The organism is Cypionkella sp., from assembly GCF_034376685.1.
In the GTDB taxonomy this organism is placed as follows: Bacteria; Pseudomonadota; Alphaproteobacteria; order Rhodobacterales; family Rhodobacteraceae; genus Cypionkella.
The window spans coordinates 36531-52577 of the sequence record NZ_JAXMJJ010000029.1 but is presented as its reverse complement, the minus strand read 5'-3'; the positions used below and the strand labels follow the sequence as shown (position 1 = coordinate 52577).

Sequence of the window (16047 nt, the reverse complement as noted above, 5' to 3'; positions counted from 1 at the left end):
GCGGCATCAGGACTTCGGGAAAAACGAATGCTTGAGCCGCTCCGGTCTTTGTCTTAGGTTTGTTACAAGCCCGCCGAGACTCGCCGGTTGGCAATTTTATGCGAATTTATTTGAACCGGAGACGTTTCATGCGAAATGTCGTTCTGCGACCAGGATCGTCTGGACAGTTTGTCCGAGATTTGCAGTTGGCGCTGAACAACCGGTTGAATCCGTCGCCCAATCTGATCGTCAATGGTCTTTACACCCCGCAAACCGAGCGCGCCGTGCTGGCGTTTCAGCGCTCGAATTGGCTGGAAATGGATGGCATCGCCGGCCCCTGCACGCTGGACGCTTTGCACGGCACCGAGCGATCACCGATGATCCTGCACAATGTGCAGTATCTAAGCCAGCCGACCCCGACGACTTGTTGGGCGGCTGCGACGGCGATGCTGACGCGGATGTCTGTTCAAGCAATCCGCATGACAACGCCACAGCACCTGCTGACGGCGGATGGATCACTGATCAACGAATCCGAGCGCGGCCAGCGATTGGAGGTGCATCAAACCTTCGCCCGCCTGCATCGTCTGCGCTACCAGCCGCCGCAAAGCTGGCCGGTGGTGGTGTTGATCGGGCTTTTGCGCAACGGTCCCGTTATGATGGAGTTGCTGCACAACCCCGGTTCGTTCCAGCGCGGCACCGGATCGTCAGGGCATTACGTGGTGATCGTTGGTGCGCGTGGCTCGCATGCAGAGGATGGCAGCAGCACAACGCTGCGGATCTATGATCCCGATGAAAGTGCCGGCGAGGGCATCTACTCAGTTGTCTACAATTCCATGCTGCGCCGCGTGCCGCTGGCGACGTTTGGCATGTTCACGCAATAGGCAGCCAGCAAAATGCTGCACAGTAAAGCTGGCTTTCTACGCAGCGCCCCACAAATTGAAAGTGTTTTTCAAATGGTGGAACAGTAGCGCAGAATTCCGCAACAAAGCTTTGATTCTGAAAGAGAATACGTAGGGTTTGAAAGTCAAAGATCTGCTGCGTGACCGCGTATTGCGCCTTATATGCCGCCTCTTTTGCCACAAAAAACCGCAGGGCCTGCAAGCCTTGTTGCGGCAGCGGCAGGTCATTGATCTGATACAGTTCCTCTGGACGCAGAATGGTCGACCACAGTTCGGGCGGCAGCGCGCGCCGCGGTTCCAGATCCAAACCCAAGCCCCGGTAATCGCCGCGCCGCGCAAGTGCCGCCATGCAGGCCCCTTCGCAATGGCTGATGCTGCCCGTTACCGCAGAGGGCCAGATCGGCGCGCGATCCTGCCTCATCGGAATTGCGGCCGGTTCAAAACCCAGACCGATCATAGCTTGCCGGGCGGCGCTGCGCCCATGCGCAAATTCCGCCAAGCGCGCAGGTATGGCGCCCGGCAAATCTTCTCCGGGCCACAAATCATCTGGCCCTGAAGCCTCCGCCAGCACCACCCCGCCCGGCAAAACCGCGCGTAGCCGAGCGGCGATATCAGGCATTCACCTGACCACGCATCGCCCGCCGCCGTGCCATCGCATCCGCCCGCGCGTCGGCCCGGTCAGACACCACCGCAGGGGCCGCTTTCGGGCGATCATCCAGATGCGTTGCCAATGCCGCCAAGACCGGGAAACGGAAAATATCGGTGATCGACAGCTTCGCCGCGCCCAGACTATCCCTGATCTCGCGATGCACCTGCACCGCCAGCAGGGAATGCCCGCCCAAAGCGAAGAAATTATCCTTCGAGCCAACCTTTGCCACACCCAGAACCCGCGCCCAGATCGCCGCGATCTGCGCTTCAATATCTGAAGTGGGCGCAACAAAGCTTTGCGTCTCCAGTGGCTTGGCGCTTGGGGCAGGTAGTGCTTTACGATCCACCTTGCGGTTGGGCGTCAGCGGAAAGGCATCAAGGCTGACGAAATGCGCTGGCATCATGTGCTCGGGCAACAGTCCCGCCAGTTCTGCCCGCAGTGCCGCCTCAGACGCTGCCCCAACGATGTAAGCCACCAGCCGCAGATCGCCCGGCGCGTCTTCGCGTGCCATCACCACCGCGTGACGCACTCCGGGTTGGGCTTCCAGCACCGATTCAATCTCGCCCAGCTCAATCCTGTAGCCGCGCAGTTTGACCTGATGATCGGTCCGCCCCAGAAAATCAACCTTGCCATCCGCCCGCCAGCGCACCAGATCGCCGGTGCGATACATCCGTGCGCCCCAAGCGCAGGCATTGTCTGCGGAAACAAAAGGATCGTTCACAAATCGCTCTGCCGTCAGATCCGGCCGTTGCCAATAGCCGCGCGTCACCCCATCGCCACCGATCCACAGCTCGCCTGCGACACCGGGGGCCACAGGATTCATAGCCTCATCCAACACATAAATCTGCTGGTTGGCCAAAGGCTTGCCGATGTTGCACACCCCATCAACGTCGCCCACGTCTTCAACCGAAGACCAGATCGTTGTCTCAGTTGGGCCATACATGTTCAGCACACGCGCCGCAGTCGCCTGCCGTAGATCATTCACCAACGCCCCCGGCAAAGCCTCACCGCCAAGCATCACGGTGTTTACCCCTGCCAAAGCCATACGAGACTCTTCATTCATCAGGATCATACGCGCCATCGACGGTGTGCATTGCAAATGACTGACCTCATGCCGCAGGATTTGCGCCGCGATCGAGAAATCATCCTCGGCCACGCCGCCGCCGGCATTGGCGCGTTTGACCACTTCTGCCAGCGGATACAGCCCCTCCATCACCTTTTCCGGTGCGATGCCATAGTCGATCAGGCAGGCCACCTCACCCACGCCGATACGCTTCAGTTGCTCTACCCGCGCCAGCGCGTCTTCGACGGTGCCGAACAGGCCGGATTCTTCAAAATAGCGTTGAAAAGCGAAATCAAGGATCGCCTCGGTCTCTTCGGTGCTCAGCGTTTGCAGATCAATCTGCATCGGGTTCGACACACCCTGCGGCTTTTTGAACGCCGGGAAGGCCCAGGCGTATTGCTTGATCAGCGCCGCCGCCGAGCGCAAATAATCTTTCATCGGGCCGCGCGAGACTTCCCGCGCATGCTCTCGGTCGCGCGCGATATAGCTGTGCAGCATCAAGGTCACGGTATGGTTTGCCGGATCATGCCCCGCCTCACGAAGCGCTTGATGATAAAACTTTATCTTGCCTGCAACCTCGTCAATCGACTGACCCAACAGATGCGTCAGCACATTCGCGCCAATCGCTCCGGCCTCGCGCCAAGTGTCCGGGTTGCCCGCCGTTGTCACCCACAAAGGCAGCTCTTTTGACACCGGACGCGGCTGGCTGATCAGCTCAAACACCTCGCCGTTCGCAGTCGGAAATCCGACCTTTTCGCCCCGCCACAACCTGCGCACCTGATCAGCCGCCGCAAACATCGCCGCCTTGTTGTTGGGCGGCGTATTCTCGGGTCGCAGCACGAAATCATCCGGGTGCCAGCCCGAGGCGACCGCCAAGCCCGCCCGCCCATTGGTCAGATTGTCGATCACCGCCCATTCCTCGGCGATCCGCGCCGGATGGTGCAGCGGCATCACGCAAGACCCGGCGCGCACGCCGATATTCTTCGTCACCGCCGCCACCGCCGCTCCGGTCACCGAGGGGTTCGGATAGGGGCCGCCAAAGGCGTGAAAATGCCGCTCGGGCGTCCAGACCGCACAAAAGCCGTGGGTATCGGCGAATTTCGCGCCTTCCAGCAAAAGCTCGTACTTCTTCGGCCCCGCGCCGTCATCATTGCCCCAATAATACAGCGAGAAATCCATCTTCTGTGCTGAAGCAATCGTGCCCCCAGACACCAGGGTCCGGTTTTCATCACTGGTCAGCACCACCTTGAAGCCGCGCGCCAGCGTCCAGAACAGTTCCAGCACCGATATATCGAAGGAAAGCGAGGTCACCGCCAGCCAAACCCCGGCCTCTGGACCAATGCGCTGATCCATACCGGTGAAGAAGTTCGCCACATTGCGATGTTCCACCATGACGCCCTTTGGTCGCCCGGTAGACCCCGAGGTATAGATCATATAGGCCATATCCGCCGAGGTGACACCAGATATGGGGTTGGCATCGCTGACCTGACTGGGGCGGCCATCGGTATCCAGACACAGCACTTGCGCCTGATGATTGGGCAATCCCGCCGCAATATCGCTTTGCGTCACGATCACGGGACAGGCGGAATCCTCTATATACAAGGCGATGCGATCCGCCGGATAGGCCGGGTCCATCGGCACATATGCCCCGCCCGCCTTTTGAATCGCCAAAGCGCCGACCAGCAGATCAAGGCTGCGATGCGCGCACAGGCCCACCAGCGTGCCCGGCACCACGCCCATGCCGATCAGCACATGCGCTACCCGATTGGCACGCTCGTTCAGCGCGGCATAAGTCAGGCTTTGATCATTGCACACCAGCGCCACGGCATCGGGGCTGCGCAGGACTTGGCGCTCAAACGCCTGATGCACGCAAAGACTTGAATCATAAGGTGTTTTGGTCAGGTTCCAACCGTGCAGCACTTGATTGCGCTCGGCTTCGGTCAGGGTTGCAATACTGGACAGCGGCGCATCCGCCGGGGCTTTTGCCAAAGCCTCCACCAGATGCATGATGCGCGCGGCATAAGCTTGTGCCTCGGCCTGTGGCAGGCGACTGGCATCGAAATGCAGGGCCGTCGGGGTCAGCGTCGCCACGGTTTCGGCAATCGCCCCCGCCTCAGCCACCCCCACCTGCGGGCATTGCAGCCCGGCAAGCGTGGTGTCGCGGGTCATCAGATCCAGCGCAAAACCCGGCTTCAAAGCCAAGTCCAAACCGTCTCGTGCCTGCGCCACGCTGCCATCGACCGCCACCCGCAACGGACGCCAGCCCGAGGCATAGCCCACCCGTCCCAGCGCCGCTTGCGCCAGGTCAACCGAACCTGCGCCCGAAGCCAGTGCCACCGCCAGCGCCAGATCGGCCAATCCTGCGGAAAGCGGCAATATCTGCCAGTCCGCCGTCACAGTGCTTGCATGTCCAAGCGCCACTGGCGTCATGGATTTCAACGCTTTACGCAAGGCAGGCTCGGCAACAGCCAAGCTTTGCCCCAGCGCCGTCAGCCCCTCGACGTCAGGCAACAGCACTGTGTCTGTCACGGACACAGGCGAAACCGCCAGACCTTTTTCCTGACAGGTCAGCCGCATCAGCCGAACCGCACCAGTGCTGCAAGCCACGACCAGCCCCGTCTCATCCGCGTGCAAAACCTGTCCCGGCGCGCCCGAGCCCTCGGCGATTTCTGCGGCACCCACGTTCAACACGCGATCTGCACAGGCGATTTTTGCGGTGGTCAACGGGTTCCAATAGCGGCCATGATCCAGGGCCCGCACCAGCCGCACCACCGCTTCGGAAGGCTGCGAGAAATCAATACGCCCCATCGCCGCAGGCCGATCATCGCGCAAGAATAGCCGCCGCTGGCGCAGATCCTGCGGTTTGCGCTGCAAGTTCCCAGTTTCCAACTGCGTCAGAACGCTCGGAAAGCTGTCCAGCGCAGCCTCAAAACAGCGCGTGTTCAAGGTCAGCGCGGTATCTTGCGCTGCAATGTCAAACGACAGGCTTTCCAGCACATCGCCTTCATCCACGCCACCCTCTATCAGATGCCAGGAAATCCCGTGCTGGCTCTCCCCATTCAAGATCGCCCAGACTGGCGCGTTCAGCCCCGCATAGCTCGGCAAAGGCCCATCATGAAAGTTCACCGCGCCCTGCACCAAGGCCAAAACCTCTGGTCTGATCACCGACAGGTTGGCCACCGACAGCAGCCAGTCGACACGCCCGCCCAACCGCACCGCCAGATCCGTGCCATAGGGTTCCACCCGCAAACCCCGCCCCAACGCCCAATGCCGCACGTCCGCGTTGCGGGTCACCACCGCTGCAAGCTTGTGGCCACGCGCCAGCATCATCTCGCCACATTGGCGAGTCAGGGTTTCATTGCCGATCAAATAGGCAGAAAAATGGGTCATCTTTACATCCTTACCCCGAAGCCTTGGGGTGCGCTTTGACTGTGGCGCCAGATGCGCCGAACAAGGGGCTGACCGCCGAGCGCAAGGCATGCCGGGTCAGGTCTGTAAGATACAAAGGCGGATCACCACGGTCTTTGCGCTGGATCAGAAGCCGCGCGCGCCAAAGAATGCCACCGACCAGCAAGGCCAAAGTGGCCGCCGTTGTATAGGCAACACCATGATTTTTCTTGAAATAATGCAATCGACTGTCCAGCCAAAAGCCAGGAATCCGCTGCCATTCCCGCATGCCGGTTGAAGCCGAGCCAATATGCATCACCCGGCTTTCGACCACATAGTCGGTCGGCCAACCCGCCAGCGCGGCGCGGCGGCACAGATCGGTTTCTTCGAAATACAGAAAAAACTGCTCATCAAACAGGCCGATCTGGTCCAGCACGGCTTGGCGCATCATCAGGCTTGCGCCAGCCAACCAATCCACTTGGGCTGTCGCCTGCGGGATCGGCTGCGCAACAATCCAACGGTTCAACATCCGGCTGACCGGACCGAACCGCACCTGCGCTTCAAACTCCGCTGCAATCGAGGGAAAACGGAATGCCGTGCGATGCGGCACGCCATCGTCGCCATAAATGAAACTGCCCGCAAATCCTGTCCTGGGATGCGCTTGCAGATGCGTCAGCAAGGCGCGGATCGCCCCCCGGTCGGGAAAAGCGTCTGAATTCAGGATATAGACAAACTCGGGCTTGATGCCGTCCGGCATCCCCGCCCGGATACCAAAGTTATTGCCAGCGCCAAAGCCGCCATTATGCCCCGACTGCAGCACCCGAACCGCCTGCGCACCTTTGTCCCAACCGCGCTTTTGCACCTCTGCGGTCATTGCCTCAAACGAGCCATCGCCTGAATCGTTGTCCACAATCACCAGCGCGCCCGCGATCCCCTCCAGCGCCAGCAATGCCGCTTCGGTTGCCCGCAGCGTCATGTCAGCCGAGCGCCAGTTCAACAAAACCGTCAGCAAACCCGCCATGCCTATTCCGCCGCGGTTGAGAGCGGGACGATGTTCGATGCCTGCGCTTCGGCTGTGGCAATCACCACCCGCATCTTGGCCGCCAACACCCGGACGTTCGGCTCCAGCACCATAGAGTCATGGGTTCCAGGCACTTCGATCACCTCCAACGCAGGGGCAGCACGGGTCAAGTCATTGTCATTGAAGACATATTCTTTCGCCTCGGACACCCAGTTTCCAGCCGTGACCTGCCAGTGTTTGTCCAGCGGTGGTCGGAACAGAACCGTGGCACCCCGCCGCGTGGGTAGGGTGTATAGCGGCAAAGCAGCACGGAAAGCCGCCTCAATCGCTGCATTGTGAAACTGCGCATCGCTCGGCGCTGTCGCCTGCGGCTGGCGTTTCTGCATCTCCCAGGCCCAGCGTTTGCGGGCCCATTCAGCCAGATAGCCGGGGCCCTTGGCGCGCAATTCTGCCAGCTTGATCAAGGCTTTGTCGGCGCGCTTCAGTCCGGGCCTCTCGGGCAGCGGCGTGTCTAGCAACACCAGCAGCGACACAGTCTCACCCACTGCTTCCAACTGACGCGCCATCTCCCAAGCGGTCAAGCCACCGCCCGAGAAACCCCCCAGCATATAGGGGCCAACGGGCTGCACTTGACGCAACTCGGCAATATAATCCGCCGCCGCTTCCGGCAGAGTGGTATGCGGCGCAGCATCGCCATAAAGCCCGCGCGCCTGTAGGCCATAGAAGGGGCGATCCCCGCCCAAAAGCTGTGCCAAATGCCGCAAATTCAACACGTTGCCGAACATCCCCGCCACCAGGAAGAAGGGCTGCCTCGAACCACCCTCGCCCTGATGCATCGGCACCAGATGGGTGAACCGCCGCGCCGGAGCCGACAATTTCGCCGGGGCATCGCCACCCACATCGCCAATCTGCGCGACAATCAACGCCGCACAGCGCGCAATCGTCGGGGCCTCAAACAGCACGGAAATCGGGAAATCTACCCGATACGCCTTCTTCACCATCGCAAACAGCCGCACTGCGATCAGGCTATGGCCACCAAGATCGAAGAAACTATCCTCGACCCCCACCTGCGCCACGCCCAGCAGCTCTTGCCAGAACCCGACCAGCGTGCGTTCGACATCATTGCGCGGCTCGACATAGGCAGTGTCCAGATCGGGCCTCTCAAACGCTTTGCCCTCCACCTTCGCAGCCTCGGCCTCGGCGGTCTGCCGGATCAGCGCGGGCAGATCGAGGCTGGAGACAATGATCTGGCTGCCACCCGCAGCCAAGGCCCGCCCAAAGGCCTCGGCCCCTTCGCTGGGTTTGATGCCCAGACTGAACGCGTGCAGCAGCCGTTCTTCGGCGGGGGATACCGGCTTGGCTGCCATGTCATCATAGCTCAATTCGCGTGGATCGGGGGCGGCAAAGCTCAATCCGCCCTCCAGCCGATGAATGTTAAAGCCTTCAATTTCCACACAAACCTCACCGCCGGGTGTTGCCAGCGTCACATCAAAACTCGCCGTCGGCGCGCCGGCACGGTTGTCTGCCGCATTGCGCACCCACGAGACAATCTCTGCCGGAAGCGGTCGCAGCACGCGGATACGGCTGTAAGATACTGGCACCCAAAGATGATCCGGTTGGTAGCCTTCGATCAAACCCATCGCCCAGCCAGTCGCAAGATCCATCAAGGCCGGATGCAGCAGCCACGCCGCCGTCTCACCCGCAAATTCTGCCGGTAAAGCCAGCCGTGCCAACCCTTCCCCACCCCCGATCGAGCGCGAGTGCAGCACCCGCCAGCGCGGCCCAAAGGCCAGATGTTCCTCTTGTGGGCTGCGCAATCCCACGCCGATCTCCGCTGCGGGCAAGCGCCCGGCAATCGCCAAAACGTCAATCGTCGCGGGCGCCGCCGCCAGAGGAATCGCCCGCGCTTGCGCGTGCAGCTGCCAACCCAAGCGCCCCTTCACCGTCACACCCGAGCGCAACTCAAAGTCATAGCCCTCATCCGTGCGCGAAAGTGCTGCCCGGATCTGCCGCCTTTCCCCTTCGGCCACATCCAACGGCCGGAAAAAATACAGATCGCGCAGTTCAAATCCACCTGTCTCACCCTGCGCCCGCAAGGCCTCGGCGGCGATTTCAATCGTGCCTGTGCCGGGGATCAGCGCCTGCCCCGACTTGGTGCGATGGCCATCCAGCACCCAACGATCCAAGCCATAAGAAGCTGTAAACAGCCGATTTCCCTGAGCGTCGAAGCTTGCTTCATCCAGCATAGGCGCGGAAATCGGCAGGCGTGGCGCAGGGGGAGTGCCTGTGCGATCCTCCAAAGCCTCTGCCGCCATACCAACACCGGTCCAGATGCCCCAGTTCAACGCAACCACGCGAGTTTTGCCGCCGCTGCGTGATTTGGAATAAGCGTTCAGGAATTCATTCGCCGCCACATAGTCAATCTGCCCCGCAGGCCCGGTCACCGTCGAGGTTGAGGCAAACAGCACCAGCAAATCAAGCGATCCATCCGGGAACAACCGATCCAGCACCAGCGTTCCATGCAGTTTCGGCGCGAACACCTCTTCCACCTGCGCAGGCGTCTTGAGCATCAGTGGCCCGTCATCAACCACGCCCGCCGCATGGATCACCGCGCGCACCGGCCCAAACCGTTTCACCCCTGCATCGACTGCCGCCCGCATATCCTCCATATTGCAGACATCCGCCGGGGCCACCAAAACCTCACCGCCCAAGGCTTCCAGCCGTTGCAACGCAAGAATGCGCCGCGCAATCGGGCTGGCAGGGTCATGCGCCGCCAGAAATTTCGTCCAAGTGCCACGGTCAGGCAGGTTGCGCCGCGCGATCAGGGTGATTTTTGCGCCAAAGCGGTGGATCAGATCTTCGGCGATGGTCAGACCAATACCACCAAAGCCCCCCGTGATCAGCACATGCGCGCCTTGTGGCAATATGAAGCTTTGTTCTGAAATCTTGGCAGCCTTCAGCCCCAGTTCATACCGCTTCTCACCCCGCAGCGCCGCTACGGCACTGATCGGCTCGGCCAAAAGCTCTTCCAATACCTGTTCGGCAAGCGAGCCAAGCGTGGCTTCCCCCCGGCGCGGCGCGGCAGGCAAAGCGAGGTCCAAGGTTGATACCGTCACCCCCGGCAACTCTCGCGGGATCACCCGCGCAGGGCCAAGGATGGTGGCTTTTTCGGGGTCCGCCAACGCGTCTGATTTCACTTGCGCCGCCCCGGTGGAGGCCACAGTGATGTGCAACGGGCGCGGCAGATTTTCCTCGGCAATCGCTTGGGCGAGGAACATCAGGCTGTAAAATCCCTGCTCCAGATTGCGGTGGAAAAAGCTGGATCCGGGGCGGAAATCCATCCCCCGCGTCACCAACCAGAAATGCGCAATCCGGCTTGGCGTGTGACCATTGGCCACCAGATCGCGGATCAGCAGATCATAGCCTTCACGGCCGCGCTCCGGGGCCAGCAGATAGCCGCCTTCGCCATCGCGGCCAAAGGCATCGCCTGCGCGCACCGTCGTCACCTGATGTCCTGCGGCACGCAGCCGGACGGCACACTCCGCACCAAGCCCTTCTGTATCCAGAAAAATCAGCCAACTCTCTGGCTTTGCATCCACAAAATCCGCGGCAAAGTCGAACCCTGTCGCCGCAGGCCGCCAATGCGGTTTCCAGCCCCATTGGCCGATGTCATCGATCCGCGCGGGCAGCGCCACGGCCTCAACTTCCGCACCCTTTCCGGGTTCAATGAAATACGGCTTGCGCTGAAACGCATAGGTCGGCAGCACCACGCGGTTGCGTTTCGCGCCGCCCCAGATCGGCTCCCAATCCACCGGAACGCCGCAAGCCCACAGGCGCGCGATGGAGGCCACATGCCACGCATCATCCGCCATCTTCTGCTCAGGATGCCGCAGCGCCGCGATCACCTGACCCTGCGACACACCATTGGCCTGCGCCAGCGACGACAGCGCGCGACCCGGCCCCATCTCCAGATACACCCGCCCCGGTTCGGCCATCAGATCAGCCATGCAGGCTTGGAAATTTACCGTGTTGCGCAGGTGCTGCACCCAATAGTCCGGGCTGGTCGCCTGCGCATCGGTCAGAATGATTCCTGAACGATTGCTCACAATTGGAATCTGCGGCGCACTTAAGCGAATTTTTGTGAGGTAATCGCCAAACTGTGCGAGAATAGGCTCCAGCATCCGGCTGTGCGCGGCAATGTCGATCTGGATGCGTTGGGTTTCCACATCGGCTTTCGCCAGTTCCGCAGCCAAAGCCAGCAATGCCGCATCCGGCCCCGAAACAACACAAAGCCCCGGCGCATTGATCGAGGCGAGATCCAGATCGCCCGTGATATAGGGCCGCAGATCGGCCTCAGCCAGCGGCACAGACAGCATCCCCCCCGGCGCAATGGTATCAAACAACGTGCCGCGCAGATGCACCAGACCGATGCAATCTTCAAACCCGATCACTCCGGCCAAGCAGGCGGCGGTATTCTCGCCCATCGAATGACCAACCAGCGCAGTCGGCGTCACCCCCCACGACATGTACAACTGCGCCAGTGCATATTCGGTAATCATGATCAGCGGCAGTTGCACCGAGGGGCGTTTCAACCGCTCATTCGCAGTGGCTTCCGTCCCCGGTTCCGGTAACCACAGCGCGCGAATGTCATAGTCGAGCTTCGGTTGCAGAACCGAAAGGCCCTTATCCATCCAATCTGCAAACACCGGCTCCGTCGCGTAAATATCCCGCGCCATGCCGGCATATTGCGCACCACCGCCGGGGAACATGAACACCACCTCGGGGTTGTCGCCCAAGAAATCATGGCTAAACACCCGGCGCGGATCGCCGCCTTCCAGCAACACCGCCGCCTCGTCATGCGAACCCGCCACCAGCACCCGACGCTTTTCAAACGCGCGGCGGCCTTCTTTCAGGGTATAGGCGACATCAGCCAGATCCTGCCCTGGATTGCCCCGCAAATGCGCAGCGAGCCTCGCGGCTCCGGCATCCAACCCTCCCTTGGATTTTGCCGAAAGAACAATCGGTTGGAACGGCCATAGGCTTTCCTCACCCGCTGCCCGTACAGGGGCTTCTTCCAGCACCACATGCGCGTTCGTCCCGCCCACACCAAGCGAGTTTACCCCCGCCCGACGCGGCCCGTCGCTGACCCAATCACTCAACCGATCATTCACTTTGAACGGGCTGGTCTCAAAATCAATCGAGGGGTTCGGCGCCTCATACCCCAGACTCGGCGGCAACTGCCGATGATGCAGCGACAGCGCCACCTTGATCAGGCTCGCCACCCCCGCCGCCGTATCCAGATGCCCGATGTTGGTCTTGACCGAGCCAATCCGGCACGAGCCCACCGCATCGGTGGTCTGCCGGAACGCCGAAGTCAGCGCCGCCACCTCAATCGGATCGCCCAAATAGGTGCCGGTGCCGTGGCACTCCACATAAGACACATCCGCCGCCGAAACCCCGGCAATCGCCTGCGCCTCGGCGATGCATTTTGCCTGCCCGTCAACCGAGGGCGCAAGATAACCCGCCTTCGCCGCCCCGTCGTTGTTAACCGCGCTTCCCTTCAGGATCGCCCAGATATGATCGCCATCGCGCACCGCATCCTTCGCCCGCCGCAGCACCACAGCCCCCGCGCCCGAGCCAAAAACCGTGCCCTCGGCGCGATGATCAAAGGCATGGCAATGACCGTCCGGCGACAAAATCTCGCCCTCGATGAACAGATAACCCCGCGCGTGCGGCAACTCGATCGTCACCCCACCCGCCAAAGCCATGTCGCATTCACCATTCAGCAACGCTTGGGTGGCGAAATGCACCGCCACCAATGATGTGGAACAGGCCGTCTGCAGGTTGATCGACGGGCCTTTCAGATCGAAGATATGGCTGACCCGCGTGGCCAGAAAATCCTTGTCGTTGCCGGTATGGCGCAGCAGGAACATGCCCGTCTGATCAACCAGATCGCGGTTGGAACACAGGTTGAAATAGAAATAGCTGCCCATACCACAGCCCGCGTAAACCCCTATCGCACCGGGAAAATTCTCGGGCGGATGTCCTGCGTTCTCCAGCGCCTCCCACGCGACCTCCAGAAACTGGCGGTGTTGCGGATCCATGATCGCGGCCTCTTTCGGCGAGAAGCCGAAGAAATCCGCGTCGAACTGTTCAAACCCTTCCAGCACTGCCGCTGCGGGCACATAGTTGGCTTTGCGCAGCCGCGCCGGGCTTTCGCCAGCCGCCAGCAGTTCCGCCTCGCTCAGCACACGGATCGATTCCACACCAGCTGCAAGATTGGCCCAATAGGTCGCAATATCCGCAGCACCCGGCAGGTGCGCGGCCATACCAACCACGGCGATATCGCTATCGCTGATGTTTGAGTGGTCAAAATCTTCGCTCATGCGCTTCTCTTTCTCGCTGCCCGCAGGCGAAAACCCCAAGGCAGATCGCAACAATTTACCGCAAAATCCACAGTTCTCATACCCTAGCACGCTCTGAGATGGAGCGTGCAGGCCTTTGAACATTCCCGCACTATCGAAACAATACGGCTCGGATGTGGCAAAGTTTCAGCGAAACCGGCTACCAATGCCCAACACCTGTGCCACGCCACATCGCCCATTGCGCCCGGCAGTAGACCACCAGATCAAAGCCAAAGCCCAAGATCGTCACCAAAAGCCGCTTTGGCCGCAGCAGATCGCGTGGAGTGGCGGCAGCGCGTGTCAGGCGTTTGATCAAGAAATGTCCGGGCACAAAACCGAACGGCCAGCGTGGCAAAGCCTTGCGCAACACAGCCCCAAGCCAGCCCGGATCACCCGCCGCCCGCGCCAATTCGGCATGCCGCTGCGCCACAGGCACCGCCGACACCGCGCCAAAAGCCGCGAAATTGATCGCCGAGCCGATCACGATCCGAGTCTGATGCCCGATCAGCGCATTGATCGAGCGTTCCGAGGAATAGATGTGAAACACCCCGTCTGCCCCGGCAATCCGGCTGAAATCCTCTGGCCCGGTCATCGCATCCGTCAGCACCATCGCGCGCAGAAAACCATCTTCCACCGGCAGACCAATCGGCAGATGAAACCGCCGCGCCACGGCCGCCGGCATCGCGTAAAGCTGGCCACAAATCGCGGTCTTCCAATCGTCCAGACCGCCACCCGCCGCCGCGATGATCTTATCCATGCCCGATAGCCCCTCGGGCCGCGCCACGATGTCCTTCACAGGTTGGCTATTGATCACCCAATGCGCGCCCAATGCCTTCACCAGACGTCGCAACGCCCCTGCATCGCAAAACGCGATATCCGCATCCGCAAACACCAGCACATCGGCATCCCGCCGCGCCAGATCCTGCACAAATCGATTCCACGTGTGTGATTTACCCCCCTCGGGCAAATCGACCACCTCGACGCCATCCCGTTGCGCCTGTGCGGCTGTCTCATCCGAGCAGCCATTCGCCAGAACCAAAATCCGCACCGAAAACACCGGGTCGCGCAAAATATCCTGCTCCAGCAGCCGCGCCACCATGGCGGCAATCCCCGCGGCCTCGTTATGCGCAAAGACGCCAACATCCACCCGCATCAGATCACCGTCCGTTTGCGCTTGCCGTCCTGCAAGCCGCCGCGCAGCGCAGCCTGACTTTCAGCCAAACGCGCGCGCCGCATCTGCTCGGCCACGCCCAACAGCCCACCCGCCATCAGCCAGGTGAACGGGATATGCGTGGCGTTCGGCAGCAGATCGACCATGTTCGCCGCCAAAATCACCGCGACGCCTGCCGTATAGCGGCTGATGGCGGAACCATGCCGTGACAACGCCTCACGCCCCAAAATCAGCAGCGGCAAGCCGGTCAGCCCGAAGTCGGCAATGAACCCAAGCCACCCATAGATGCCCAACACGATCACCCAAGCACCATCGGCAATCGTCGTCATCTGTCCGGTGATCGGATCATGCAGGAAGGCCCGGCCATAACCGCCCCAGCCGAACAACGCCTTTTCCTGCGCCCGTGCCAACAGTTGTTCTTCATTGTCGATGCGAAACTGCAAAGACCCCGCGCGATCGGCGCTGAACCCGCCGGCGAAATCAACGATCTGCTGCAGTGGCACCAGATGCAGCCCGCGCAGAATCGGATAGCTGATCACAACAACCGCCAGTGCCGCCGCCGCCAGAACCTGCAACCGCCAGCCGGCCAGCATCAACAGCGGCGCGAAGCACATGGCATAGACCGTCACACCCGCGCTTTTGCAAATATACAGCATGAAGGCCAGATACAGCGCGATCAGCAAGGCCCTGGGCCGCACCTCGGCCGTCGTGTCGCGCAAGCGCACCAGCGCCGCCATCAGGCACATCAGCGCAAAGAACGCCACCCACAACCCATGCGGCAGGAAGACCACCGGGCGATAACCACCCTGCCGGATGGTCTGGAAAAAGTCGTGCTGGAAGAACCCATAGACCCAGACGTTCATCTGCGGCGAAAACCGCGCCTCAATCAGCATCGGCACCGAATAGACCAGCCCGGCCAGCACCAGCGCCTCGATCATCGCCCGCATGCCCTCGGGCGTGCCCAGATAACGCCGCGCCAGAAAGAATGGCAGCAGAGCGATGAACTGGTTCGCCACCGCCGCCGCCGAGTCGTAGATCTTCATGCCCTGCACCATACCGCCCGGAAAGATCAGTGGGGCGGCATTGGTCAAAACCGTGGCGAATGGCGAAAGAATATACATCAGGATCAGGGCTTTACCCATCCGCCCCTCGGGCAGGAAGCTGATCTTGTCGCGCACCACATACAGCGCACAATACCATGCGATCAGATTCGGGATCGTGGTCTTGTCCAGATCGGGAATGATCGGAAAGTTGATCACCGTCAGCGGCGGCATGATCAGATAGCCGCCCAGCACCGTCCAGATCAGCGCGCGTGCCGGGTCCAGCCGTTTCCACAGCTGCCAGCACACCAGCGGCCAGACAAACAACATCAGATAGGCAAGGATATTCGGCGAGACCACGGCGCTGATCAGCTTTCTGTAAGCAATGCCAGCGTTTTAGCACAAACCGTTTGCACTGGCTAATGTCGCGCTGA

Annotated in this window: 7 protein-coding genes; 1 reads left to right on the top strand and 6 read right to left on the bottom strand. The window is 61.1% G+C overall.

The window, feature by feature from the left end:
* Positions 1–128: 128 nt before the first annotated feature.
* Positions 129–860 carry a peptidoglycan-binding protein gene (locus U1A24_RS06325; protein ID WP_322321128.1) on the top strand — a complete coding sequence of 244 codons (732 nt, stop codon included), beginning with the start codon at positions 129–131 and terminating at the stop codon, positions 858–860.
* Here the strand turns inward: U1A24_RS06325 and U1A24_RS06320 are convergent.
* From U1A24_RS06320 to U1A24_RS06295, 6 genes are all read right to left on the bottom strand, one after another.
* Positions 850–1449, bottom strand: coding sequence for a 4'-phosphopantetheinyl transferase family protein (locus tag U1A24_RS06320; RefSeq protein ID WP_322321127.1), 600 nt, complete (start codon positions 1447–1449; stop codon positions 850–852). The genes U1A24_RS06325 and U1A24_RS06320 overlap by 11 nt on opposite strands.
* A 40-nt stretch (positions 1450–1489) precedes the next feature.
* Complete coding sequence (locus U1A24_RS06315; protein WP_322321126.1) at positions 1490–5980, bottom strand: MupA/Atu3671 family FMN-dependent luciferase-like monooxygenase; 4491 nt, start codon at positions 5978–5980, stop codon at positions 1490–1492.
* A 10-nt stretch (positions 5981–5990) separates the two neighbouring features.
* Positions 5991–6998, bottom strand: coding sequence for a glycosyltransferase (locus U1A24_RS06310; RefSeq protein WP_322321125.1), 1008 nt, complete (start codon positions 6996–6998; stop codon positions 5991–5993).
* 2 nt (positions 6999–7000) lie between these two features.
* Complete coding sequence (locus tag U1A24_RS06305) at positions 7001–13384, bottom strand: type I polyketide synthase (RefSeq protein WP_322321124.1); 6384 nt, start codon at positions 13382–13384, stop codon at positions 7001–7003.
* A gap of 178 nt (positions 13385–13562) precedes the next feature.
* On the bottom strand, positions 13563–14555 hold the full coding sequence (locus U1A24_RS06300) for a glycosyltransferase (RefSeq protein ID WP_322321123.1): 993 nt from the start codon (positions 14553–14555) through the stop codon (positions 13563–13565).
* On the bottom strand, positions 14555–15973 hold the full coding sequence (locus U1A24_RS06295; protein WP_322321122.1) for a hypothetical protein: 1419 nt from the start codon (positions 15971–15973) through the stop codon (positions 14555–14557). Before U1A24_RS06295 ends, U1A24_RS06300 begins: the two co-directional genes overlap by 1 nt.
* Positions 15974–16047: the final 74 nt, after the last annotated feature.

Bases quoted from the DNA above. Each gene is read 5' to 3' on its own strand.
- U1A24_RS06325 (WP_322321128.1), top strand. From the start codon at position 129: ATGCGAAATGTCGTTCTGCGACCAGGATCGTCTGGACAGTTTGTCCGA.
- U1A24_RS06315 (WP_322321126.1), bottom strand. From the start codon at position 5,980: ATGACCCATTTTTCTGCCTATTTGATCGGCAATGAAACCCTGACTCGC.
- U1A24_RS06310 (WP_322321125.1), bottom strand. From the start codon at position 6,998: ATGGCGGGTTTGCTGACGGTTTTGTTGAACTGGCGCTCGGCTGACATG.
- U1A24_RS06305 (WP_322321124.1), bottom strand. From the start codon at position 13,384: ATGAGCGAAGATTTTGACCACTCAAACATCAGCGATAGCGATATCGCC.
- U1A24_RS06300 (WP_322321123.1), bottom strand. From the start codon at position 14,555: ATGCGGGTGGATGTTGGCGTCTTTGCGCATAACGAGGCCGCGGGGATT.